The sequence below is a fragment of the Candidatus Chloroploca sp. Khr17 genome (assembly GCF_004138165.1).
In the GTDB taxonomy this organism is placed as follows: domain Bacteria; phylum Chloroflexota; class Chloroflexia; order Chloroflexales; family Chloroflexaceae; genus Chloroploca.
The window spans coordinates 63,170-86,990 of record NZ_RYFF01000003.1; the positions used below are offsets into that span (position 1 = coordinate 63,170).

Sequence of the window (23,821 nt, forward strand, 5' to 3'; positions counted from 1 at the left end):
GGGGCCTACCAACGCCTGGCAAAGGAATGTACGTTACAAGCTAATCAGCGGAACTGAGCCGTCGCACAACGAACGACCCGACGGCGGGATCGGAGCAGGGGTGAGCTAAACCCGTGGGTGTGCTGGACGTTTTCGCCAGCACACCCACGGGTTCTTTCCCTCGCCCCTCATCCCCACACGCCCGCCTCCAGGCAATGGTATACTCTAGCAGTTCCTTTTGCTGAAGCGGTTGGTTGTTGATGAGGGTGCGCAATGTTTCGTGTGCAGCCCGGTCAGTTTGAGGTGTCGCCGTCGAAAGACCCCGGGGTGGCTCGGCGGGTGCGTTGGGTGTTGCTCGTTAGTACGGTTGTCCTGGTTTTGTTGGCGCTTTTCCTGGCGATCCGTTTTCTCGTGGTGCGGGCGCAAGTGAGTGCCCTGGCCCTAGAGACGGCACGCACTGAGGCGCAGGCGGCGGCGACGACGATTGATGTGGCGTTGCTCCGTGCGCAGACCCTTGCGGTTGCGATCGGTGACGATCTCGCTGCGGGGTCGCTTGCCTATGCCGAGGTACCTGAACGTCTCCAAGCGCTCCTCGCTGCTGAACCTGAGCTCGATGGGGTTGCGGTGACCTGTGAGCCCTTTGCGTGCGATCCGAACCTCCGTTTGACGCAGGTCTATGCGTTTCGTGATGCGAATCAGGGCCTTGGTCTGCTTGAGGGCGCGACCTATGATTATACGCTGCCGCCTCAGGATGATCTCGGTGCTCCGGCGACGGGTTGGTACTATGATCCGATCCGTGAGGGTGCGCAGTGGAGTGAACCATTTCTGGCGACGGGCGCAGCCAAGGTGTTGATTGAGTATGGGACGCCGTTTGCGCGGCTTGATCCCGCTGATCCTGCGCCTGCCGGCCTTGTGACGGTCGATTTTTCGACCCAGGGCATGCGGCGGTTGATGGCAAACCTTGAGCTCGGGGGGCGTGGCTATGGGTTTATTGTGACGGCTGACGGGACGTTTTTGAGCCATCCCGACATCCGCTTTGTGGCCCGCCGTTCGATCTTTGACCCGGCGAGTGGCTATGATGCGGCGGTGCAGGCCGCAGTTCGTCGTGCGCTCGCCGGTGAGATGGTTGAACTTGCGCAGCCTGATGCCGTGACTGGCCGCGAGGCCTGGTTTTTTCTGGTACCACTCGAGTCGAATGGCGGGGTGGTTGGCGTGGTGATCGATGCCGCTGATATGGCCCCCCCCGCCGAGGCGACGCTGCGCAATCTCGTGGCTCTTGGGCTGACCTTGGGTGGTCTCATGGTGCTGCTGACTGCTCTCGTGGTGCGGGTAGAACACGGGGGGCGGCGCGAACTCTGGCTGTTGGCGCTCGTCTTTACCGGGGTCTGTGTCGGGTTGATCGGGTTGACCTGGCGGCTTAGTGCGCTCACCCGTGACCAGGCGAGCCTGGCCTTGACAAGCCCTGCGACGGTCGAGCGGATGGTTGAGCGCTATCGCGAGGGTCTGCATGGCGATGAGCAGCCTTTTGTGGTGCCGACCGGGATTGAGCTGACGGCGTTGCAGTTTCCGACGCCGACAACGGTGACGATCAATGCGCTCATCTGGCAGCGGTATGCCGATACGATCCCTGAAGAGGTTGAACGCGGGTTTGCGTTGTCCCAGACGATTGGGGAGTTGCTGCCGATTGAGGAGGCGGCACGGGTGCGCGAGGGCGATGGCGAATTGATTGTCTGGCGGGTTGGCATTGTGTTGCAGCAACGCTTTGATCCGCTGCGCTTCCCCTTTGATACCCGCGCGGTTGAGGTCTGGTTGCAGCCTGCCGAGCTCGATGAGAATGTCATGCTGACCCCTGACCTCGAGGCCTATCCGTTGCTGCGCCCTTCGGCCCTGCCGGGGGTTGGCGAGGCGATCTGGCTGAACCAGTGGGAACTCGAAAATAGTTATTTTACGCTGCGTGAAGGGCACGAGGGCGCGAGCCTGGGCCTTAGTCGGCGGGCTGACCGTCTCCCCCCGCCCGAGCTCTTCTTTACGCTGACGCTGCAGCGCCAGGTGGTTGGCCCCTTCATTGCCTATTTGCTCCCCGGGATGGTGACACTGGTACTGGTGTTTGCGTTTCTCATGTCGGATCGCCAGATCAGTGATCGTCAAGATCTCGTGGCGGCGCTTAGCTATGCGGCAGCCCTCTTCTTCGTCATTGCGCTCGCGCATACCGCGTTGCGTGAAAATGTGGCCGCGATTGGCATCACCTATCTCGAACACCTCTATTTGCTGCTCTATCTAATCGTTGTTGCGGTGATTTTCGATGCCTTTTTGTTGGTGCGAGCGCCAAACCTGCCGCTGATCACCTACGGCGATCACCTGTTGCCCAAGTTGCTCTATTGGCCGTTCTGTGCGTTTGCGATGCTTGTTTCGACGCTGGTTATTTTTGTTTAGGGCTGACGCCCTAAATACGATGGTTCTTGTGGCGCGAGAAGCCAGCTTTGCTGGCTTCTCGCGCCACAAGAACCAGCTGTATCGAGGAGGGCGATGAAACCTGAGTTGCACGATCATGATACGCTGCTTTTGCGTTCGTATCTCGAGCGGATACCGGCGCATGAGAGTCCGTTGCTGATTTCGTATCTGACGCTGCGCAAGGCGGTGGGGGTGATCGGTATTTTGTTGCCTTTTGTGCTGGCGCTGGGCAATATGTTTCTGCAGGAACCTCAGCTGCAAGGGTCGATCAGTGCGTATTACCATACCCCCATGCGCGATGTGTTCGTCGGCAGCCTCTGTGCGATTGCGGTCTTTCTCTGGGCGTATCAGGGCTACGATTGGCGTGACAATGCCGCGGGCAATGTCGCCGGGTTTGCCGCGCTGGGGGTGGCGTTTTTCCCTACGACGCCCGAAGTTGAACCGACGAGGGTCGAGCAGGTACTCGGGGCGTTGCATCTAGGCGCGGCGGCGATCTTCTTCGCTACGCTGGCCTACTTCTGCCTGGGGCTCTTTCGCCAGACTGGTGCGGGCACGCCTACGCGGGCAAAAGAGCGCCGTAACGAGGTCTATACGATCTGTGGCTATCTCATCATTGGTTGCCTTGTGGCGATCGCGGGCGTTGGCGTGTTGCCCGAGGATAGCCCGATCACGCCGCTTGCCCCGGTCTTCTGGCTTGAGGCATGTGCCATTCTGTCCTTCGGGGTTTCGTGGATGATCAAGGGCGAAGCATTGCTCAAGGACGCGCCGCAGGCACCGTTGCCTCGTTGATCCAAAACACCAGCGACGCCGGATGTTCTGGAGTAACGAAACGACCGCTTCAAGCGCGAGGTTTACCCCTCGATGGCTGCCGAAAGCACCCAGCGCCAGCGTCTGGTGTAGTAGACAAGCGCTTGTTGTCCGTCAAGGTTGCCGCGCTTCAGGCGGGTGTAGGCGGCGTGATCGATCGAAAACTCGTGGGCACCGACAGAGAAATAGTAGCTTGGTGTTTTGTTCTGGCGCATGACGAGGCGCAGTGAGCCACGGATCTGGGCCAGGTCGCCGTCGCGAAGCGTGCGCTCGAGTTGCCGTCGGTCAAAGAAGATGATCGCCCAGGCAAAGCCGGAGAAGCAGAGGAAGCCGAAGCTGACCCATCCCCACATCTCAAGGAGCGAAAGCCCTTCGGTGAGGGCGGCCGCGCCACTACCAAGGTAGCCGATGATCATAATGAAGCTAAAGAATTCTCGCGTGAGGCGGATCGTATCCTGATGTTGCTCACGCATGCGTCTTTCTTGGCGCTCGGTGATGCGCCCCTGCTGATTCGCTCGTAGATCAGCAGGGGTGAAGTGAAAACCGGCTTGGAGGGCCGCGTTGGCGGCACCAGGATTAAATGTTTCTGGTTGCATTGTCTTGGGTAGGGGGTTGCCAACGAAGTTTCCCGATGATTTGACGCAAAGGCGGAAAGGCGCAAAGGTTGTTGCGACCGCATCAGATGAGCATAGTTTATCTGATGCGCATACCTTTTGGCAAGGGATAGAGCCTGCAACATCCTTGTGATGCACGGCGTCTTTGTTATATCATGAAGGCGTGCCTACAGGTTCGCTCAAGGAAGAAGCTATGCAAGCATCTGGTATGCAACCACCGTCAGTTGCTCGTCCATCGAGCACGATCCCGCTGCTGGCTGCGGTCGGCGCGTTTGCCCTGGGCTGGCTTGGCCCGCTGGCGTTTCCGTTTCGGTTGTTGACGACGATTGTTCACGAGTTGGGCCACGGGCTTGCTGCCTTGCTCACCGGTGGGGCCTTTGTGCGCTTTGTGGTCTTTCCTGATGGCTCAGGCCTGGCCTACACCGCCGGCGGTATCCCGTGGTTGATCATTCCCGCTGGCTATCTTGGGACCGCCTTTTTTGGGGCGGTGCTGATCATAGTCGGGCGGAGCCCACGGGCAAGTCGGATCGCCCTCGGCATCATTGGCGCGGTGCTTGTTCTGCTGACCGTGCGCTACGCCTTGCCGTCGGTCTTTAGCGTCCATATCTTGAGCGGGCTTTTGACGCTGGGCGCAGGGCTGGCGTTGGGGGCGGTGCTGCTCGGGGTTGCCTGGAAAGCGACCGTTCCGTGGGCGCTTGGTCTGTTGAACCTGCTCGCCTTTTGGATCGGCCTGAGTGCCCTGAGTGACCTGCGCGTGCTCTTTCAGCTCAGCACCAGCACGGGTATGACAGGCATGACGGACGCGCATGCGATGGCGCAGATCACCTTTCTTCCTGCGGCATTCTGGGCGATCCTCTGGGTCATCATCGCGCTTGCGGCCCTCGGGAGCGCCTTTTGGTACACCTGGATCCGACCCCGTACCAATCCCTGACGTTGGAGTAAAATAACGTTATGCCTCACCGACACGTTGCAATAGATGTTTCGGCAGGAACAACCTTTGGCACACAACTACGCCTCCTGCGTCGCCGCGCCCGGCTAACCCAAGCCGAGCTGGGGCGGGCCGTAGGCTATAGTGACGCGCAGATTTCGCGCCTTGAAATGGGCCGTCGCCCGCCTGATCTGAGTATCCTCGTTGCGCTCTTTTTTCCTGCGTTGGGCCTCGAAGCATACTCCGCCGATGCGCACGACCTTTTACGTCTGGCCGATGAAGCACGAAGGGTTGATGGTGAACAAGTAGCCAGGCCCGTGCTGGCGCTCGAAGACGCGCCCATGCCGGAGTTCAACCGGCCTACGCTCCCTCTGCCAACAACAACGCTCATTGGGCGAACCCACGAGCGTCAAGCGCTGCGGCTCCTCTTGGGCGATCCGAACGTGCGCCTTGTCACCCTGCTCGGTACTGCCGGTGTCGGCAAGACCCACTTGGCCCTCCAGATAGCGCACGACCTCTCCATGCATTTTTCCGATGGGGTCTATTTTGTTGACCTCAGCCCGATGAATGAGGCCGAACTTGTTTTGCCAACCCTCGCACGCGCACTTGATCTGCCAACCGACGAGTCGGGTGATCTCCGTGCATCGGTGATTCATGCCTTGCAGAGGCGTCACGTCCTGGTCATCCTTGATAATTTCGAGCAAGTGCGTGAAGCAGCACCACTGCTGGGCGAACTTCTGTTGAGCGCAGCAGGACTCCACCTTCTGGTCACGAGCAGGGTTGCGTTGCACCTCCAGGTTGAACATCGCTTTGCACTTGAACCGCTCGCTGTGCCTGATCTCGCCAATTTGCCGCCACTTGCGACCCTGACACAGATCGAGTCAATGGCATTGCTGCTCTCCCGTTTGCGTACCGTTGCGCCTGAGTTCCTGCTGAAGGAAACCAACGCCCTCCCCCTTGCCGCCATCTGTGTGCGCACTGATGGGTTGCCCCTGGCAATCGAGTTGATCGCAGCCCGTGGACGGCTCCTTGGGCCACAAGCATTGCTAACCGAAATTACGCAACATTTTATGCAACTGCGCCGACACGGCCACGATATACCGCCACGCCATCAGACCCTGACGGCGGCGCTCGACTGGAGCTATGCGCAGTTGCCCCAGGCAGCCCAGGTCACCTTTGCCCGGCTGAGTATTTTGCCTGGCTCGTGGCGTACCGATACCGCTTGTGCCGTCTGTGATCTGGAGGATAGAGGACGGGCGGCGCTCTTCGAGCACCTGGAATTATTGCTTGACCATAGCTTGCTTCAGCGCGAGATGGTGCGCGATACAGGACGCCTGCACCTGCTAACGATGGTGCGAGAGTTTGCCCACGTGCGCCTGACCGAACGAGGTGAGAGCGATCTTGTGCAGCAACGGCTCTTGTCCTCTTGTCTGGAACTGGCTGAACAGGCTCGTCAAGAAATGAACTACAGCGCAGGGCTCGCCGATTGGATCGCGCGGCTTGAAGCGGAACACGAGCTCATCCGTGCCGCACTACGGTATGCGCTCGACTCAGGCAAACACGAATCTGGTCTGCGCCTAGCGAGTGCGTTGCGGGTTTTCTGGTATACCCGCGGGTACCTGCGCGAAGGGCGAAGCTGGATTGAGCATTTCTTGCAAGTGGCGCGCACCGGACAAAGTCAGTTTGAGCAGCAGCTACGCGCCACCGCGCTCGATGATGCGGGCATACTGGCCTGGCGTCAGGGCGATTACTACCAGGCCGCAAGCTTCAGCCGTGATGCTGTGCTCATCCACCAGCGGATCAACAATACGACGGGCCAGGCGCGAGCCCTGATGCATCTTGGCTTGATCAGCTTTGATCGTGGCGATACGGGGGCTTCGCAGGTGTGTTATGAGCAGAGTCTCGCGCTTTATCGCACGCTCGGCACCCCCGTCGAAACGGTTGGCGTCTTGCACAACCTGGCGAACTTGTACAATCAGTTGAACGAGAGCGCGCAAGCTTTGAGCCTTTATCAAGAGTGTTTGCGCATCTACCAACAGATCGGAGACACCTCTGGCTTGGCGCTCGTGAGTCTGGGCATCGGCGTGATTTATCGTGATCTGGCTGATCCTGGGCAAGCCATCGCAACCTTGACCCAGAGCCAGGCCCTTTTCCGCGAACTCGGAGATACGTGGAGCGTCGCCGTCGCCGAGTTAAACCTGGGCGATCTTGCTGCTGACGCGGGCGACTTTGCCACCGCCCGGCAACGCTTGCACCTTGCCCTCGCGGAGTTCCAAACGATTGGCGACCAACAGATGATCAGTACAACCCACGGACGCCTTGGCGATGTCGAACTTCTAGCCGGCGTTATCCCTACCGCAATTGAACATTTTCGGCAGTGCCTGATGCTTGCTCATGGGCTTGATTTTCAACATGGCATTGCGAGCGGGCTTGAAGGATTAGCCGGTTGCGCTGCCGTGCATCAACCATTAGTCGCAAGCCGGTTGCTTGGCTGTGCCGCCACCATCCGTGCGTCCACCGGTGTGCCAATTCCGCTTGCCGACCAACCACGCTATGAGTACACCCTAGAACTTGCCCGTACCCACAGCGAGGCAGCCGCATGGGCCGCCGCATGGGACGAAGGCACGCAACTTTCGCCAGCGCGTGCGGTCACCCTCGCCCTCTCTATTGTTACGCCGCGCTGAGCGACCTCACCGGTCTTGATGCTGGCGTCCCAAGGCCAACGCGCCGACCTGTGAGGTCTGGCCTTGTCTCGCCTTGCCGATCAAGGATCACCGCAAAGAAGAGACCTCACAGGTCTTCTCGCCCCGGTGACGTCTCGTCCAGACCTGTGAGGTCTGGCCTTGTCTCGCCGTGCCGATCAAGGATCACTGCAAAGAAGAGACCTCACAGGTCTTCTCGCCCCGGTGACGTCTCGTCCAGACCTGTGAGGTCTGGCCTTGTCTCGCCGTGCCGATCAAGGATCACTGCAAAGAAGAGACCTCACAGGTCTTCTCGCCCGGTGACGTCTCGTCCAGACCTGTGAGGTCTTGCTTTGTCTTGCCGTGCTGATCAAGGATCACTGCAAAGAAGAGACCTCACAGGTCTTCTCGCCCGGTGACGTCTCGTCCAGACCTGTGAGGTCTTGCTTTGTCTTGCCGTGCTGATCAAGGATCACCGCAAGGACGAGACCTCACAGGTCTTCCCGCCCGGTGACGTCTCGTCCAGACCTGTGAGGTCTTGCTTTGTCTTGCCTTGCTGATCAAGGATCACCGCAAGGAAGATCAAGGTATTAACCCTAGATCAAGGGCAGATAGAGCCGGTACGCTGGCCGGGCCGTATCTAAATGCAAGACGCCGCCGGCGTCAGCACGCAACGCGCCACCCACGCGAATCTGCACGTCCACCTGATCAGCGGTCACGACGGTCAAGGTGGCCTGATACGCGCCACCTGGCATCAAGCCTGTGATCAAGTGTTCCTGGATCGTCGCCGGCACCGTATAACGAAGGCTCGCAAAAGATTGACCTGCGGTAACAGGAAAGAGAACTGCCACAGCACCCACCACGACTCCTTCGTAAGGGGTGCCCGAGTTGCTCTGCAGCAGCGTTGCCTCAGTGGCCGAGGCCCCACCATCGGCCCCTTCCAACACATGCAAAAAGCGTACACTGGCCGCATCAGGAGCCGTCACCACGATGCGCTGGGTCATCGGCTCATCAGTGGCAACGGTATCACCTACATTGTCTTCGGCTGGATCGACCAGCCGCATCGTCGCATCCTCAGGCAGGAGCGTGGTGAGAAAGAGTTGCTGGCCTCGACTCGTGGTCATCGTTGCGCGTAGATCCTCAATCGTGGCTGGCTGTGGCAACTGGATCCAGAAACGCTTGAAGCGGCCAACGGGCGCTTCAGCACGGTCATAGACAATAATGCGATCCGGCTGAAGCCAGATCAGTTCCCGACTGGCGTGGATAACCTCAGTAGCGCCTTCCGACACCGTATTGTAGAGATTAGTCGCATCACCGGCGGCATAGGTATACCCAGAGCCAAAACTATGTTGCAACGGCCCTGGGTCGCCGCTTGCTACCAGGTTCCACTGCGAGCCGCGTCGCCACAAATCGATCCGCCAATCGTCATCGTCACGATCAACAGGGCGGGCATTCTGGATCGCAACGCTGTTGCGAAACTCGGAACTAGCGATACCTTCAGCGATATTAGCATAGCCAATGCGCGCCTTGGTCAGCCATTCGCCATTGCGATAAAACTCGAAGTGGTTGCCCTCGGCATGCTGGTGGTCAATCGCATTCCACGGCAGCGCATAGATCAACCAAGCGGCATCAGTGTCCCAGCTGGTACGGCTGAAGAGGCGCTGCGGGCCCGACGCAACAAAATTGGGCGCCAGCGCTGAGCGCGGGTCAACTGGTGGCACGTCAGCGGGATCAAACAGCATAAAATAGAGGATCGCCTGGCGCGCAGAGTCAGGACGGCGGATGCGCTCGAGCAGGTTAGCAGCCCCGCCCGGTGCTGTATGGGTCTGTATCCAACGCACCGTTTCGAAGCGACGCGTATTCTGATCCAGACGATCATAGGCGGCCAAGGCACCAAAAGCATCAATAAAATCAGTCAGATGATAACGCTGAGCGTCGCCATACCAGGCAGGCTGGTACACCGGCCCTACACCCTCTTGCTCAACCGTAGCAGGACTCAGCGCATGCAAATAAGCCGTCACAAACGCATCCCAGAAAGGATTCTCGTCCAAGCGGACATGCAACCCATGCACAGAGGCATCGTCCTCACCGGCGGTGCGCAAGGCAAGCAAAAACTGCAGGGCATAACTGGCCGTCTGAGGGCTGTATTCAAATCCCTCGGGCAAAAGGCCGCCGCGTGCATCACTGCGCGTCGCTTCATCAAAGAGATAGAGCCAGGCACCTGTGGCATTATCAAGGTAGCCCTGAAGCAGCGGGCTCGAGTCTTCCGGGTCAAGTGCCATGGCAAGCAAGCCAAGATTCCGCATATGCGCAGCAAAATAGTTATTGCCCGCCCAACGTACCTGAGCACGATCGGTAAGCAATTGTGGGTCACGCACCATGCCGATGGGTTCGGGATGGTGCTAGCCCGCATCAATGATCTCCTGGCCCCAACGGGTAAAGACCGTACGGATCGTCGCTTTGTCGGCAGCACTTAAAACAGGATAGATCCAGTCGACGGTCAGGGCAAAGGCTTCGCCATGCCAACGTGGACGATCAGAATCTTCGGTAAAAAATGCCGGATCGCGAAAGGGGGGATAGTAGATCGGCCCCGATTCGTCGCCTGGGCAAGCATAGTCACGCATGGTAGCTGGCCCTTGGGCAGCCGCGTCCATAATATGCATCAACAAGGTGCGGGCACGTCCAGCATAATCGGTACGGGCATCCGCATCAGGGTGAATGAGCGCCATAAAGGCAAACAATTCAGCGTACGCTTCGGTGGGATACTCGGTATATGCACGCTGCCCGCAATCCTCATCTGGAACACGACCCTCATCCATATCGGCTACCGCACTCGCTACCAACGGTTCTAAGCCTTCGGCATAGATGGGATTGCTCGGCACCGCTAGACTACGTAGCCTGATTACCTCCGCAGGCGTCAACCAAAGCCGGGGATGGGCCGCAGTCTGCGCCAGCGCACTGTCGGGAGCCGGATCAGCAACGGGCACCTGAGTCAGTCTCGGCAAGGCGAAGGTAGGAGTGGTGGCTCGCATGCCACTACTGTTGAGCAGGAGCAACACAATGATAAAGCCGATAGAGCGTCGCATAAATGTTCCTTTCCAGCCTGGGATTCTGCGCCTCCAGAAGGATTTGCTCTGCTGGACAGCGCTGTTTGCAAGCGTCATCTGCCAGCAGAGCATCAAATTGACGGACAAGAACATGTTACATGCGTGCCAACTGCTTGGCGATCACCGTTGGATCAACGGCAACCAGGTTGCATAGCGAATCGCAGCAGGGGTAGTAACACAGCGCTCAGCACTCGGTGGCGAGAGCAGGCCAGTAGCATCAAAACTACGTGCTGTGTAGCAATAGGTCTCTTCGCGCTCGAGCAAAAGGTCATGGTAGTACGCACCCGTCGTTTCACCGACCAGTTCAACTTCGGTCATCGCGGAGGTGCGTCGATAGATGCGATAACCCTCGAGTCCGGGTAATGGCGGGCCAGCCAGGCCTACTTCCACGGCATTCGGCCACAATTCGGTAGGAATGGCGCTGATGATTTCCGGGGCTTCCGGTGTGCCCAGTTCGGCAAAGGCGAGATTGTTGCTCGTATCGTGGTCTGTTGCGCTGCTTATCTCGGCGAAGATCGGTTGGAGCGTGCCATCGGCGAGCAGGGTGAAGGTTAACAGGCTGTCCTCGTTCAAGCCTAGTTCAGGCAGGGCAACACTGTCGCGCAACGTAGGGGCTTCGGGTGTACCTGCGTAGAGCTTGACAAGACCCCCTGGGCCAATGGGCTCGCGCCCAAGGTTGCGTAGCGTTGCCGTTATCACAACATTCATCCCAAATGGGGCATGCGCTTGACTCAACTCCAGTTCTGGCGCCAAGGCTGGGTCAGCTGCGCTTGGTATCTGTGCCCAAACCAAACCATCGGCGCCATCAAGGGTCGCCAGACGAGCTACCGTGGGGATATCAGCCATTGTTTTACGCAGTTCAGCTTCGTCGGCTTCGCTTCGCGCATACACCCGGCGCTCGGCAAGCAGCATCATTGTCCCAGTGCTATTGATCGCCATGCTATGCTGCCAATGCTGGCGATAGCCGTTACTCAGATACGCAGGCACCGTGTAGTTCACCTCTCCACTCGCAGCAAGCGTGAGGCGCGTGAGGGCAAGTTGCCCAAGCGTTGCCGTCGTACTGCCAGCGCCAAAGCGGCGAAAAAGCAGGAGCGTTTCGCCCAAAGGTCCCGTCTGGATCAGCGGTCGCTGCGCACGGATCTCGCTGCCATCCTCCAGCAACTCACGCGCTTCGCCTTGCCACCCTTCGGCACCCACATCAGCCACATAGCCGGCCCAGAGCACCGCCAGATCGCTCACATGGATTGGTTGTCCAGACTCATCGATGGGCAGTTCGGTGAAGGCGACATTGAGTTGCGCGAGCGGAGCGCCATTGGCGTCATCGCTAATCGCCACGGTCGGCATATCCACCCCAAAAGGCGTATTGTTTGGGGTTGCGACCATTTGCCAATCAGCATCACTGCCAGGAATGCGTGTCGCCAGGCGTAGCGTACGGTCGCTGATCGTGGCGTCAGACTCATCTTCGTCGTTTGTCCAGGCGAGGGCCGCACGACTTTGATAGAAAAGACATCCAGCGGGGCAACCACGCTCAACGCGGGCCACACTCACCTGGATATTGCGCCCTCCGTTGCCAAGCAGCGCGAGCGGTGTCCAGCTGCCATTGGCCCATTCGCGTACGGCAATGCGCGTATCGGGCGTTGACGCATCGCCATCGAGATCGCGTACCCAGGCGAGGGTCAAGCCAGTGACGCCACCAGCAAGACTGGGGCGTCCGTCGGGCACATCGTCTTCGGTCAGGCGCTCAGGGGTGCCCCACGCTGTACCATCCCAGGTGGCTGCATAGAGTTCAAAGGTGCGCAACTGAGCGAGCGGCGTCTCTTCTTGGGCAACCGACGAAGCCTCATCTAACCCTATCTGCGCCCATACCGCCATTGCCTGTGTGCCATCGCCATAAAATGCCACAGCCGGACGATCAACCAGATTGGCCCCATCAGTCAGTGCCACGGGTGGGCCCCAGGTTTCGGTCGCAACCTCCCAGGCTCGGGCCACAAGCTGCGGCGAAGCAGCCTCAGCCTCTGGCGTGGCGTCCTCAATCGCCAAGGCCAGCATGCGCCCATCGGCACCTGCGGCAAGCGTTGTCTGCGCCAATACACGGGGCAAGGTCGCCTCGTCTTGCTCGATCTGACTGACCGTCGCCTGTGGCGTGATTGAACTACACGAGGGCGGCTCGCGCACATCAAAGAGCGTGATTGGTTTGAAACGCTTCTTGAACAAACCCCAAACCGCCGAAGCATACGGCTGCATGTAGCCAAAGAGGCGGAAACAAGGCGTACGCAGACCAACATTGATTTGTGGATCGGCATTCACGGTAGGCGAACCAACATCTACCCCAAGCGGCAAATTGATGATGGCATCAAGCCCCCCACGAACACCACCTTCAACCAAACCGCCCAGCAGATCAGCCGAAAATTCGAGCCAACCCCCAACAAAGCCACCGGCACTGAGCGTTGCATCAAAGCGTGGCTGCAGCGGATAGACCACCGCACGGAAGGCGAGGCCAGCCCCAAAGCGTGCCCCGACGGCACCATTGAGATTGAAAATCCCAAACCACGAGAAGATCGTGCCCCGAAAAAAAGTAATCTCTTGTTGCACGGACACCAGGGTCCCAAGATCAACCGGGATCGACAGACTCCTTGGATTATGCGGATCAAAACGCGTTCCTGAAGGGGCAAGTTGTTGGCGCTTGTTGAGCAGATTTTGACCAACAATCTTTGCCAGCAACTCAGCATCAAGCACATCAATCGTCATCACCTGATTGAGTTCGAGAAAGCCCCGTATGCGAAGACCGGCGCTCATCCGAGTGCCAAGGTCGCCTAGGTACTCAACATCAAGGGGAAGCTCAACCGGCAAGCCAGGAACCTTTGGTAACACACCCTCGAATTCATAGTAACCATCGGAATTCCAACGCGTTCTTGTATCGGCAAAGAGCCCGGCAAGTGGATCCATCGCCACATTGAGCGTAACACGACGGCTACACTGCCGCTCTCCATTGACCACTGGCACAAACGCCAACTCTGAGGCACCCACCGGAAGGGTGCCCACATCCATGTTGTAAGTAAAACGATGATTGATCCGCGCCACATCGGCAACTTTCGCGAATTGGCTGCTGGTCGCATCGCGACGCCAGACTTCGACCTGCTGCACACTATTGCCAAACCGAGATTGGATCCTGGCCTGGAACTGATTGGGCGCACTGACCCCGCTCACATACCAGCCAAGTTGGGGCTGTTGCGCCTGCGTATTCGTTGGATTATAGAAAGGATTAGGGCCATAGTAGGTTGCACGAGCGGCCATCAAGCCAGCCCGTGTCGTTGACGCCGAGGCGCCACTCCCAGCCGATGGCGGCGTAAAACGTCCCTCATTGGAAAAGAGTGCGCCAATTGAGGCGACCAGCGCATCATTGTTATCGCAGAACTCTCTGGTCACCGGATCAACCCGTTGAACCAAAGGCGAGAGCGGCGACACGGTCGTCATCTGTTCCGCCGGCCCCAGATCGAGCACCTGATACTCACTCAGCCGATAGACACTACCACTCAGGATCGGCTGATAGACCCCTGGAGGTATATTGGCGATCTGCACCCGTCCATCAGGTTGCACAAGCGCACTCGCAACCGTATTGCCAGCCATATCAAGCAACCGAAACGTCGCTTCTTCCTCTTGCTGAAGCATTGCTCCCGAAGGGAACATATCAGCAGGCAGAATGAAATCGAGCCTAGCAGGAGGAGGCGACTCGACCGTAAAATCAGCACAGGCAAACGCGGCCTGTTCACTCCCCGTGGCGGCAACACAAAGCTGCGCTGCGCCAACCCCGGCTTCAGGTGGCACCTGAATGGCAGCCTCGTAGCGGCCCTCAGGGTCGGTCGCAACGACCGCCGCTGCATAAGTGGCCCCCTCGAGCAACCAGACGACCCGCACACCAGGCAAGCCTGGTACACCTTCACCAGTGACAATGATAGGCTGCTCGGCGTAGCCCGAAGCGACCGAGAGCGCCATACTTGGCGAAGGTGCGCCCGGGATCGGGGCTGGCAGCGCCGCGAGGTCGGCAGCACGGGCCTGAGGCTGAGCCAAGGGAAGTGGCGTATGTGTAGGGAGCAAACCTGCGAACAGAACAGCGACCAAAACCAACAACGCAGCATGCCGACGCGCCATATGCCCCTCCTGTAAATTACACGGCAACCCACAAAGCTGAGTAAGGTTGACTGTAACCTACTAGGGCACGCATGACTTGACATTTTCTACCAAAACCGCACGCATTGCGGAGGGGCGCAGCAGTGATGACACCCGCCGGTTCTGAACGGAGGGGCCAATGGGCTGCTGCGCCCCTCCGACTCATTGCTGGGCCTTCTGCTCGCCGAGCAGCGTAAGGTCAGGCTGCTCGTTGGCCCAGACTGTCATACCCGTCAGGATGCTCGCGCCATAGCTGGTCAGAATGGCCGTATCGACAGCATCACGGCCATGGGCGATCACCACACGACCGATGCGCGGTTGATTATGGCGCGCATCGAAGGTGCGCCACGCCCCGCCAAGGTAGGCCTCGAACCAGGCGTGAAAGTCCATGGGCTCAGGGTTCACCGGCACGTTGATATCGGGGAGGTAGCCGCAGACATAGCGGGCCGGGATGCTCAAGGCCCGGCAGAACATCACGCCAAGATGGGCAAAGTCGCGGCAGACGCCCCTGCGGCTCTGATAGACATCATAGCCCGAGGTCGTCCCGGTGCTGCTCCCCGCGACGTAGGCAACACTGTGGTACGCCCAGTCGCAGATCGCCTGCACGCGGGGCCAACCGTCCGGCACGCCACCAAAGAGCTGCCACGCATCGTTGAGCACCATGTCAGAGGGGCAGTAGCGACTGGGCAGCGTATAGAGCAGCACCGCATCGGGAAGCTGGTCAACCGGCGTGCCAGGCAGATCGGGCAGAACCGGGTCGGCCAGGGGCGAGACCTCGGCGATAGCATCGTAGTGAATGCGCTGCATCCCCTGGGGCGCCGTCCAGCGCCAACCAATGTTCCCAAAGCTATCGTTGTAGGTGTGCAGCGGCATCTCTGGCGTGATGGTCAGACACGGACCAAGGATGCGTTGGCACTCGGTCGAGCGCGGCTGGGTTATTGCGACGGTTGGCGTTGGTGCCCCCGACTCAAGCACAAGTTCGAAGCCAATCTGGACGTGCATAGCACCCTACTCTATTTCAGATTGCAGATTTTGGATTGTAGATTGCCGCGCATGGCGTTCTCATGCGCTCGGGCAGCAATACCGATGCGGCTTGCTCAATGCCAATTGGTATGAGGCGTCAAAAACAAAAAAAGCTGAGCGCACCAGTAATGGCACGATCAGCAACACTGCGTCGGTAGTTGTCCGCTGCTACTAGTATAGCCTATGTAGCGCAGACTTGGTGATACGGATCTATCTGGTTCACCTAGAGCCGACCCCGTGCCCATCCCTGACGCTGGAATGGTATTCCACTGCTCCTGCTAACGACGACCTGCACCAGCCGAACCGCCCCCTCGCGAGGCGAGCAAGCGAACTCGGGCTGGAGCATAACCACCGCCAGCGCGGATACACCGCTACAGCGGAGGCAGCGCCAGGAACGAGCACGGGATCACCTTTAGTATACCCAGGTGGTGGGGCGCAAATGCGCGTGGATGGGGGTGACGTAGGGGCGCAGCAGCACCTACGCATCTGTTGATCGCCACGTCCTCCCCCTCGCTGCTGCGCCCTCCCGTGGGGCAAGGCACGCCCGTGGGCGCAGCAGCGCATCGGCCCCTCCGTTGGAACGGGCGGGTGCCGTCGCTGCTGCGCCCCTACGCCCCCGCCGACCACGCAACGGTCACGGTGACGACCACAATGATCAGGGCGAGGAGAAACCAAAGCAGCGCCCAGACCAGCGCCGGAAGGTGCGTCATTTCGGCGAGCACCTCGGCGTCGGTGCGTTGTTCGCGGGGCGAACGGCGCGCTGATAGCCGTATTAGGTCAATGAGGCTGTTGGCGGACGTCAAGGGCAGGTGCATCATCAGCAAGAGAAAGAGCCACGAGGCTGGTTGGGGTGGCAGGTACCATCCGGCGGCAATGAGGCTGGCCGCAAGGAGCAATCCCGCCACAAAACCAAACAGATTGCGCACAAAACCCAGGCAGAGCAGGGCCAATCCGATCCCGAGGCCCATCAGGATCGTCGGTTCAGCAAGGTCGGTCGCTGAGAGCAGAATCAAGGCTCCGCCGAGCAACGCAGGGCCAAGATAACCGGCGCTCACCACCACAAAACGGGTGCCGCCACGAATATGTGCCAGACCCTCGCGATTTGGGTAGACAACAAAACGCTCGAAGCACCCCCCCGTCATGATCGCTGCCAGCCCGTGGCTCATCTCGTGAACAAAGGTGTCGAGCAGACGCAACGGATAGAAGAGCCAACCCAGGATCGGCACGCGCCATAACACCGCCAACAACAGGCTGAGCCCCGCAAGTGTGAGCACCTCGGGCTGGCTCCAGGTTGTGATGATCGCGTCGAGCGCCATAAACCTTTGCGCCTTCGCGCCAATCAAACCTGCCCGGTGTGCGCCGGGACACCGCTCCGTTCCCCCACGGATCGCGGCGGCGCACACCGGGCAGGTTTCCTATGGCGCGACGAAGCCGCCCGCCATCCAGACGCCCTGCCGGGCCTCAGGGCGGTTTGACGCCCTCTGGTGAAACCCTTTGACGTGCACACCCCCTACGCACTCTGGGCATAGAGCCGCTCGCGGATAGTGAGCACCTCGTTGCGCAGGCGGGTATCGGTGTTGATATCTTCCCCGATCTTCTCATAGCCATGCATGACGGTGGTATGGTCGCGCCCGCCGAGCAGGTTGCCAATGTCAACCAAACTACACTCGGTCTCTTCGCGCAGCAGATACATTGCGACTTGGCGTGGGCCAACGATATTGCGTGAGCGGCCACGGCCTTGCAGAATGCGCACATCAATGCCATAGTGCTCACTGACCGCCTGAATAATCATCTCGGGCGTGATGCGACGGCGGCGTGAGGTGCCAAGCAGATCGGCCAGGGCGAGCGTTGCCACCTCGACGTTGACGGGCAGACCGTGCAAGTCGGCGTAGGCCGCAACACGATTGAGACTCCCCTCGAGTTCACGGATGTTGCTCTGCACTTTATAGGCCAGGAAATCAAAGACCTCGTCGGGAATATAGACATTCATCTGCTCGCCTTTCGCGCGCAGGATGGCCGTACGAGTCTCGAGATCGGGCGGTTGCACATCGCAGATCAGGCCCCATTCAAAGCGGCTGCGCAGGCGTTCTTCAAGGGTCAGTATCGCTTTCGGCGGCTTATCCGAGCTAATCACGATATGCTTGGCAGCCGAATGCAACGCATTGAACGTATGAAAAAACTCCTCCTGGGTGGCATCTTTGCCCGCAATAAACTGAATATCGTCAATCAACAACACATCAATATTACGATAGCGAATGCGAAATTCTTCGGTCTGCTGGCGACGAATGGCATTAATCAGATCATTCGTAAACTTCTCGGAAGAGACATAGAGCACATTGATTTCAGGGTCGCGATCGAGCACATAATTGCCAATCGCGTGCAACAGGTGGGTCTTGCCGAGCCCCACTCCGCCGTAGAGGAAGAGGGGATTGTAGGCCTGGCCGGGATTATCGGCCACCGCAAGGCAGGCCGCGTGGGCCATCCGGTTGCTTGAGCCGACAATAAACCGCGAAAAAGTATACTTTGGATTGAGCATCCCGGTGCGGAGCGCACTCGACAGATCGAGTTGCACGGCCCGCTCATTGTTGCCATACGCCTCATCATCCGCTGCCGTGACCAGGGGCGTCGTCGTGGCTAGCTCATGGCGGAGCATCCCGCTGGTGCCATTGGCAATCACGATCCGCACCTGCACTGGGTAGCCGACCACATCGCCGAGCGAACGGCGGACGGGCGTGATGTAACGCGTCTCGATCCCCTCTTTGTGGAAGGGCGAGCTCGTCCCGACCGTTGCCGTCCCACCATCGAGCGCAAGGAGGGTGGTACCACGCAGCCACGTATCAAACTCTTGACGGGATGTCTGCATCTGAATGGTGCCCAGTGCTGCTTGCCAGATCTGGTTCAGATTCACAGGCACCTCCTTGTCCTACATAGACAATACAAAGCCAGGGGGCAAGGCACACTGCCTTCCCACAGACTTCTCACGATAAAGCGGGGCCGCTGCCCCTTACACATCAAAATGAACCTGGAAAGCGGGCCGTAGGCCCTCATGTAGCTCGCTTCTGCTCACACAAGCTACGAGCGAAGCAGGAGTAGTCGCCGTTGCGTTTTTAGTCTGCTGGCAATCATACTCGATCTTCCCATCCATTTCAAGCAACATAACGTACGATCTCTATAATTCTTGCTTATAGTTTTGCACGGTGCTCTAGGGCTGAAACTTTCGATTCTAGTGCTTGATTTACGTGTTTATGTTGACAACTATGAACGATTAATGTGGATAACTTTTCGTGGTGTCATGGCTTTTTGGATGGTGCGAGAGCATTGCAGTGGCTTGGAAGCCCTGTTGTGAGCCAAGCAATGCTTCGCAACAAAATTGTGGATAACTGGGGGGTGAGTGTGGACAACGCGTGGGTTATTGCGCCGCTTCGACCTGGGGAAGATCGAGGGGCGGCAGATCGGCGAGGCTAAGCAGGCCAAATTGTTGCAGAAAGGCGGGCGTCGTGGCATAGAGAATCGGTCGACCGACGGTTTCGAGGCGCCCGGCCTCGCTGATCAGGTCACGGGCAAGCAGGGCGCGCAGCGTGCCGCTACTATCCACCCCGCGGATCGCGTCGACCTGGGCGCGGGTGAGCGGCTGGCGGTAGGCGATAATGGCCAGCACTTCGAGCGCAGCGTTGGAGAGCCGTCCACTGGCCTGGAGCCCGAGCAGCCGTGCGATGGCTGGCGTAGCCTCTGGCGCACTGACCAGTTGCAGTCCGTCACCGTGGCGCTGGAGGCGGATGCCACGGGTCTGCAAGTGCGTTGCCAGTTCTTGCAAAGCCTGTTCCACCGCCTCTGTTGGTGCCTCAAGGGCTCGCACTAGATCAGCCAGCGTCAGTGGCTCACCCGCTACAAAAAGCAGACTCTCGACCAGTTGACCCAGACTCGCTTCACTCTCCATCACGGTAAACCTCAGCCCAATCATACTTATGCTTATGCAGAGGCCAGCAAAGCTGGCCTCTGCATAAGCATATCCTACCACAGCTATTCACCGAGGTCGCCGAGCGCAAGCGGGCGGGTGCGCGGGGCGATATGGCGAGGCAGCAGCAGCGAGATCAGGCCGGCCAGCAAGACAAAGGCCACCGAGGCCCAGAGACAGATGATCAGACCGCCATAGGTGCTTAGGCTCATCCCGATCTGGTAGAGTAACCCGGAGAGCACGGTTCCGGCGAGGCGCCCCATCGCATTCGCCATATAATAAAAGCCGACATTCATGGCTACTTTATCGCTGTCAGTATATGCAAGAATAAGGTAGGAATGCACGGCTGAATTGAAGGCGAAGACAATGCCAAAGATGATCAACCCGGTCACGACCGAAAAGGCTGGGGCCAACGCATTCATCAGGGCAAAGGCAATGGCTGCCGGAAACAAGGCCAGGGCAAAAGCGAGCATGGTCGCGGTACGGCCATCAGGCTCGTGATTGCCCTCGACGCGTCGGCGGATCAGGCGTGGGGTGGCGGCTTGCACCACGCCATAGCCAATTGTCCAGGCGGCCATAAACCCACCCGCGAGCCAGAAATCCCAGCCGAGCACGCTTACAAAGAAGATCGGCAGCGCAACGACAAACCAGACATCCCGCGCCCCAAAAAGGAAGATCCGGGCGGCAGCCAGCAGATTGACGGCCCGGTTATGCGAAAACATCTGGGTAAACTTCGCCTTCTTATTGGCCGTACCGAGATCGCCGCGCATCAAGAGCGCCGTAGTAACCAGCGCGGTCAGCACCAAGACGGCCAGCACCAGCATGGCGAGCTGAAACCCGATCAGGGTGAGCAGCAACGCCCCCAAAAAGAAGCCGACGCCCTTAATCGCATTCTTCGAACCGGTGAGCACACTCACCCAGGTATAGAGCTGCCCCTGGGTTTCGCCGGCCACTAGCTTGACCGCACTCTTGGACGACATCTTGGTCAGATCTTTGGCGATCCCCGAAAAGGCCTGCGCGAGCATCACATACGGCACCACCAAGAGTGACGGCGGCGCCAACGCAAGCAGACTCAACGCGAATATCTGTGTCCCAAGGCCGAGAAAGAGGGTTGTCTTGAGCCCGAAGCGAGCGCCCAGATAGCCACCAAACAGATTAGTGAGAATGCCAAAGATCTCATAAAAGAGGAAGAGCGAGGCGACCTGCAACGGCGTAAAGCCGAGTTGGTAGAAATAGAAGAGCACCAGCATCCGAATCGCGCCGTCAGTAAGCGTATCGGCCCAGTACGCAAACGTCACGAGCACATAATTGCGCAGGTTCGTGTGGCGCTGAGCCAGGGCCTCGGCCTCACCGAGGGGCGCTGGTGCTTGCGGCGTCCTGGTCGTGGTCATAACAACCCAGCCACCTTACGAGCCAGCTCAACCAGACGATTGGCATAGCCCCACTCATTATCGTACCAAGCATAGATCTTCACCTGGGTCTCATTCGTCACCATTGTACACGCCGCATCAACAATCGCCGAACGGGGATCGGTGACATAATCCATCGAAACGAGCGGGCGTGTCTCATAGCCAAGAATGCCGGCGAGCGGGCCAGCGGCGGCGGCCTGCAAGAGGGCATTGACCTCGGCGACGCTGGTTGGGCGCGTGACTTCAAAGACACAATCGGTCAGCGAGGCATTGAGCAACGGAACGCGCACCGCCTGCCCATTGAGCTTGCCATTCAACTCGGGGAAGATCAGGCCAATCGCCGTAGCCGAACCGGTGGTCGTTGGCACAAGCGACAGACTCGAAGCTCGTGCGCGGCGCAGATCGGTGTGCGGCGAGTCATGTACCGTTTGCGTATTGGTTGAGCTATGCACCGTCGTAATCATGCCGTGCTTGATGCCAATGCCCTCGTGGATCACCTTGACCACCGGCCCGAGGCAATTGGTCGTACACGACGCTGCCGTCAACAGATGGTGGGTCGCGGGATCGTACCAATGGTCATTCACGCCCATCACAATATTGAGCGCCTCACCCTTGACGGGGGCGGCCACGATCACCTTTTTGACCCCGGCGGCAAAATAGGGGGCCAATTGTTCGGGCGTACGGAACTTGCCGGTCGCCTCGATCACCAGATCAACCCCGGCGTCGGCCCACGGCACGGCGGCGAGATCTTTGATGCGACTAAAACCAAGCGTCTGCCCATCAACCAACAACTGGTCACCCTCACCTGAAGCCTCGCGGCCCCAACGGCCATGCACCGAATCAAACATCAAGAGATGGGCACAGGCCGCCGCATCACCTGCAACCTCATTGACATGGACAAACTGCACCTCGGGCCAGCCCCACGCCGCACGCAACGCCAGCCGCCCGATCCGCCCAAAGCCATTCATACCAACCCGTACCGTCACAAGCCTTCTCCTCTACTACAACAAATCTGATTGATATTATACGAGTTCAACCCGCTTCTGTCGATAACAGAGCGCGTTAAGGCTCTGTTAAGTGAGGATTAAGACAGTTTAGATTGATATAATGATGCACGTGCGGGCCAGGACAAGCCTGGGGGCGAGGGGGTCCCGCCCGCGAACGCACCCCGAGGGCGGGACGCCCGCGCTCCCTGGCGAAGGGTGAATACGTACAGGTGAATATTTTTTGCGAGCATTGCCGAGAACGTGTTACAATAGGCCCCATCATTCGTACGATCTATGAAGGAGTGACCTGTATGACCACTGGCGTGACGACTGTTGGAACCCTGGCTGACCGCCTGGTCCCCGCCCGCGGGTCTCTAGCCAATCCCATTGTGCGTGATGGATTGCTGATCGTAGCCGGGACAATCTTGATGGCAATGCTGGCGCGGATCAGCATTCAGTTGCCCTTCACCCCCGTGCCAATCACTGGTCAGACGCTTGGCGTCTATCTGATTGGTGCCCTGTACGGCCCGCGGTTGGGGGCGCTGACCCTGCTCGCCTACCTGGGTCAGGGTCTCTTGGGCTTGCCGGTCTTCTCGATGGGCACGAGCGCATGGAGTCCGAGCCGCATTCCGGGGCTGCCGGTCATCTTTGGGCCAACAGCTGGCTACCTTTTTGCCTTCCCGGTGGCCGCAGCAGTTGTTGGTTATCTAGCGAACCGTGGTTGGGATCGCAAAGTACGCACGGCCCTGCCTGCAATGCTCGCCGGCGAAGCGATCATCCTGGTGATGGGCTTCACATGGCTTGTGGTTGCCACCGCGATGTTGACGGGCAGTGTCAGCATTTCCACCCTGCTGGTTGCCGCCGTGATCCCCTTCTTGCCAGGGGCAGCGATCAAGATTGGCCTTGCCGCAGTCGCCTTGCCGAGTGGCTGGCGCCTGTTTGGTCATCGGTAGTTCATTGTGTTTCAGTGAGCGTTGGCCCATTGCGGTGGGCCAACGTTTACCGTGTGATCAAACCTGGTTTGCTGGGCTTTTTCGGAGGGCTTGCGCCCCTCAAACCCTCTTTGGTGGGTCTGTCAACGGGCCGGATTGCAAATGATATGCCCCCGTAGCTCAGAGGATAGAGCAGCAGTTTCCTAAACTGCGTGTCGGCCGTTCGAGTCGGCCCGGGGGCGCCACTGTTTAGGGCTTTCTAGCCAAAGCCCACGTCGAAGTCGTCTGATGCCACAATGTGCGCTCACTTACCGATCAAAGCTTGCTTCAAGCCGCTCGGCGAGGGCATCAGTCAGCATGCGCCGGGTTCGGGGCACGAGGGGCGGCAGTTGGTCCGGCAGAAAGAAGCCTGTACCGACATTTTCGTGCCCCGTCGGGGTCAGGGTACCGCTCGCGATGCGCGCCCGAAAGAAGATCGTGAGGATCTGAGCCTGATCGCCGTTGGGGTAAGTCCACTGAAAATCGTGGCCGCCATAGACGCCGATCAAGCGCTCGGCTTCGAGGTGCAGCCCAGTCTCTTCAGCGACCTCGCGCGCCATGCCATGCGCCGGAACTTCGTCAAGCGCAATGGTGCCTCCCGGCACATCCCACAACATCACGTCGGCGCGCCGACACAGCAGGATCGCGCCTTCTTCGTTGCGCACAAAAGCGCACGCCCGTACTTGCAAGATCCGTTGGTGTCCGACGTAGCTTCGCAGCCAGCGGGTATATTTAATGGTCAT

16 protein-coding genes and 1 tRNA gene are annotated in these 23,821 nt (G+C 59.1%); 6 read left to right on the forward strand and 11 right to left on the reverse strand.

What is annotated here, in order from left to right; all coding sequences use genetic code 11:
- Nucleotides 1-252 precede the first annotated feature (252 nt).
- Both EKD05_RS02805 and EKD05_RS02810 read left to right on the forward strand, forming a co-directional pair.
- A complete protein-coding gene (locus tag EKD05_RS02805) occupies nt 253-2,412 on the forward strand; it encodes a cache domain-containing protein (protein WP_129670794.1) in 2,160 nt (719 codons plus the stop codon).
- 93 nt (nt 2,413-2,505) lie between these two features.
- Nucleotides 2,506-3,219, forward strand: coding sequence for a hypothetical protein (locus EKD05_RS02810; protein WP_205703850.1), 714 nt, complete (start codon nt 2,506-2,508; stop codon nt 3,217-3,219).
- A 62-nt stretch (nt 3,220-3,281) separates the two neighbouring features.
- Here the strand turns inward: EKD05_RS02810 and EKD05_RS02815 are convergent, their stop codons facing one another.
- On the reverse strand, nt 3,282-3,710 hold the full coding sequence (locus EKD05_RS02815; RefSeq protein WP_129670795.1) for a hypothetical protein: 429 nt from the start codon (nt 3,708-3,710) through the stop codon (nt 3,282-3,284).
- A gap of 334 nt (nt 3,711-4,044) precedes the next feature.
- Here EKD05_RS02815 and EKD05_RS02820 point away from each other — a divergent pair, with 334 nt between their 5' ends.
- Both EKD05_RS02820 and EKD05_RS02825 read left to right on the forward strand, forming a co-directional pair.
- Entirely contained in the window at nt 4,045-4,782 is a 738-nt protein-coding gene (locus EKD05_RS02820; protein ID WP_129670796.1) for a M50 family metallopeptidase, read from the forward strand.
- 20 nt (nt 4,783-4,802) lie between these two features.
- A complete protein-coding gene (locus EKD05_RS02825; protein ID WP_129670797.1) occupies nt 4,803-7,463 on the forward strand; it encodes a tetratricopeptide repeat protein in 2,661 nt (886 codons plus the stop codon).
- A 593-nt stretch (nt 7,464-8,056) separates the two neighbouring features.
- Here EKD05_RS02825 and EKD05_RS02830 read toward each other — a convergent pair.
- The 9 genes from EKD05_RS02830 to EKD05_RS02870 all read right to left on the reverse strand — a co-directional run bounded on the left by EKD05_RS02830 (nt 8,057) and on the right by EKD05_RS02870 (nt 22,107).
- Nucleotides 8,057-9,841: a hypothetical protein gene (locus EKD05_RS02830; protein WP_129670798.1), complete on the reverse strand. Its 1,785-nt coding sequence runs from the start codon at nt 9,839-9,841 to the stop codon at nt 8,057-8,059.
- A gap of 21 nt (nt 9,842-9,862) precedes the next feature.
- Complete coding sequence (locus EKD05_RS02835) at nt 9,863-10,546, reverse strand: hypothetical protein (protein WP_129670799.1); 684 nt, start codon at nt 10,544-10,546, stop codon at nt 9,863-9,865.
- Between the two features lie 141 nt (nt 10,547-10,687).
- A complete protein-coding gene (locus tag EKD05_RS02840) occupies nt 10,688-14,716 on the reverse strand; it encodes a hypothetical protein (RefSeq protein WP_129670800.1) in 4,029 nt (1,342 codons plus the stop codon).
- Between the two features lie 180 nt (nt 14,717-14,896).
- A complete protein-coding gene (locus tag EKD05_RS02845) occupies nt 14,897-15,736 on the reverse strand; it encodes a transglutaminase family protein (RefSeq protein WP_129670801.1) in 840 nt (279 codons plus the stop codon).
- Between the two features lie 629 nt (nt 15,737-16,365).
- Entirely contained in the window at nt 16,366-17,073 is a 708-nt protein-coding gene (locus EKD05_RS02850) for a M50 family metallopeptidase (RefSeq protein WP_129670802.1), read from the reverse strand.
- A gap of 194 nt (nt 17,074-17,267) precedes the next feature.
- Complete coding sequence (gene dnaA / locus EKD05_RS02855; protein WP_129670803.1) at nt 17,268-18,665, reverse strand: chromosomal replication initiator protein DnaA; 1,398 nt, start codon at nt 18,663-18,665, stop codon at nt 17,268-17,270.
- A gap of 501 nt (nt 18,666-19,166) precedes the next feature.
- Nucleotides 19,167-19,718, reverse strand: a complete 552-nt coding sequence (scpB, locus tag EKD05_RS02860) for an SMC-Scp complex subunit ScpB (protein ID WP_240695603.1) — start codon at nt 19,716-19,718, stop codon at nt 19,167-19,169.
- 59 nt (nt 19,719-19,777) lie between these two features.
- A complete protein-coding gene (gene arsJ, locus EKD05_RS02865) occupies nt 19,778-21,103 on the reverse strand; it encodes an organoarsenical effux MFS transporter ArsJ (RefSeq protein WP_129670804.1) in 1,326 nt (441 codons plus the stop codon).
- Nucleotides 21,100-22,107 carry an ArsJ-associated glyceraldehyde-3-phosphate dehydrogenase gene (locus EKD05_RS02870; protein ID WP_129670805.1) on the reverse strand — a complete coding sequence of 336 codons (1,008 nt, stop codon included), beginning with the start codon at nt 22,105-22,107 and terminating at the stop codon, nt 21,100-21,102. Before EKD05_RS02870 ends, arsJ begins: the two co-directional genes overlap by 4 nt.
- Before the next feature lie 311 nt (nt 22,108-22,418).
- Between EKD05_RS02870 and EKD05_RS02875 the strand changes: the two genes are divergently transcribed.
- Complete coding sequence (locus tag EKD05_RS02875) at nt 22,419-23,060, forward strand: biotin transporter BioY (protein ID WP_129670806.1); 642 nt, start codon at nt 22,419-22,421, stop codon at nt 23,058-23,060.
- A 148-nt stretch (nt 23,061-23,208) separates the two neighbouring features.
- Nucleotides 23,209-23,284: transfer RNA gene (locus EKD05_RS02880), tRNA-Arg, on the forward strand.
- Nucleotides 23,285-23,347: 63 nt separating this feature from the next.
- Here the strand turns inward: EKD05_RS02880 and EKD05_RS02885 are convergent.
- Entirely contained in the window at nt 23,348-23,821 is a 474-nt protein-coding gene (locus tag EKD05_RS02885; RefSeq protein WP_129670807.1) for an NUDIX domain-containing protein, read from the reverse strand.

Excerpts from the sequence above, each read along its gene's own strand:
- EKD05_RS02845 (WP_129670801.1), bottom strand. The coding sequence starts at position 15,736 with ATGCACGTCCAGATTGGCTTCGAACTTGTGCTTGAGTCGGGGGCACCA.
- scpB (WP_240695603.1), bottom strand. The coding sequence starts at position 19,718 with ATGATTGGGCTGAGGTTTACCGTGATGGAGAGTGAAGCGAGTCTGGGT.
- EKD05_RS02850 (WP_129670802.1), bottom strand. The coding sequence starts at position 17,073 with ATGGCGCTCGACGCGATCATCACAACCTGGAGCCAGCCCGAGGTGCTC.
- EKD05_RS02840 (WP_129670800.1), bottom strand. The coding sequence starts at position 14,716 with ATGGCGCGTCGGCATGCTGCGTTGTTGGTTTTGGTCGCTGTTCTGTTC.
- EKD05_RS02835 (WP_129670799.1), bottom strand. The coding sequence starts at position 10,546 with ATGCGACGCTCTATCGGCTTTATCATTGTGTTGCTCCTGCTCAACAGT.
- EKD05_RS02885 (WP_129670807.1), bottom strand. The coding sequence starts at position 23,821 with ATGACCATTAAATATACCCGCTGGCTGCGAAGCTACGTCGGACACCAA.
- EKD05_RS02810 (WP_205703850.1), top strand. The coding sequence starts at position 2,506 with ATGAAACCTGAGTTGCACGATCATGATACGCTGCTTTTGCGTTCGTAT.
- EKD05_RS02805 (WP_129670794.1), top strand. The coding sequence starts at position 253 with ATGTTTCGTGTGCAGCCCGGTCAGTTTGAGGTGTCGCCGTCGAAAGAC.
- arsJ (WP_129670804.1), bottom strand. The coding sequence starts at position 21,103 with ATGACCACGACCAGGACGCCGCAAGCACCAGCGCCCCTCGGTGAGGCC.
- EKD05_RS02815 (WP_129670795.1), bottom strand. The coding sequence starts at position 3,710 with ATGCGTGAGCAACATCAGGATACGATCCGCCTCACGCGAGAATTCTTT.
- EKD05_RS02875 (WP_129670806.1), top strand. The coding sequence starts at position 22,419 with ATGACCACTGGCGTGACGACTGTTGGAACCCTGGCTGACCGCCTGGTC.
- EKD05_RS02825 (WP_129670797.1), top strand. The coding sequence starts at position 4,803 with ATGCCTCACCGACACGTTGCAATAGATGTTTCGGCAGGAACAACCTTT.
- EKD05_RS02820 (WP_129670796.1), top strand. The coding sequence starts at position 4,045 with ATGCAAGCATCTGGTATGCAACCACCGTCAGTTGCTCGTCCATCGAGC.
- EKD05_RS02830 (WP_129670798.1), bottom strand. The coding sequence starts at position 9,841 with ATGGTGCGTGACCCACAATTGCTTACCGATCGTGCTCAGGTACGTTGG.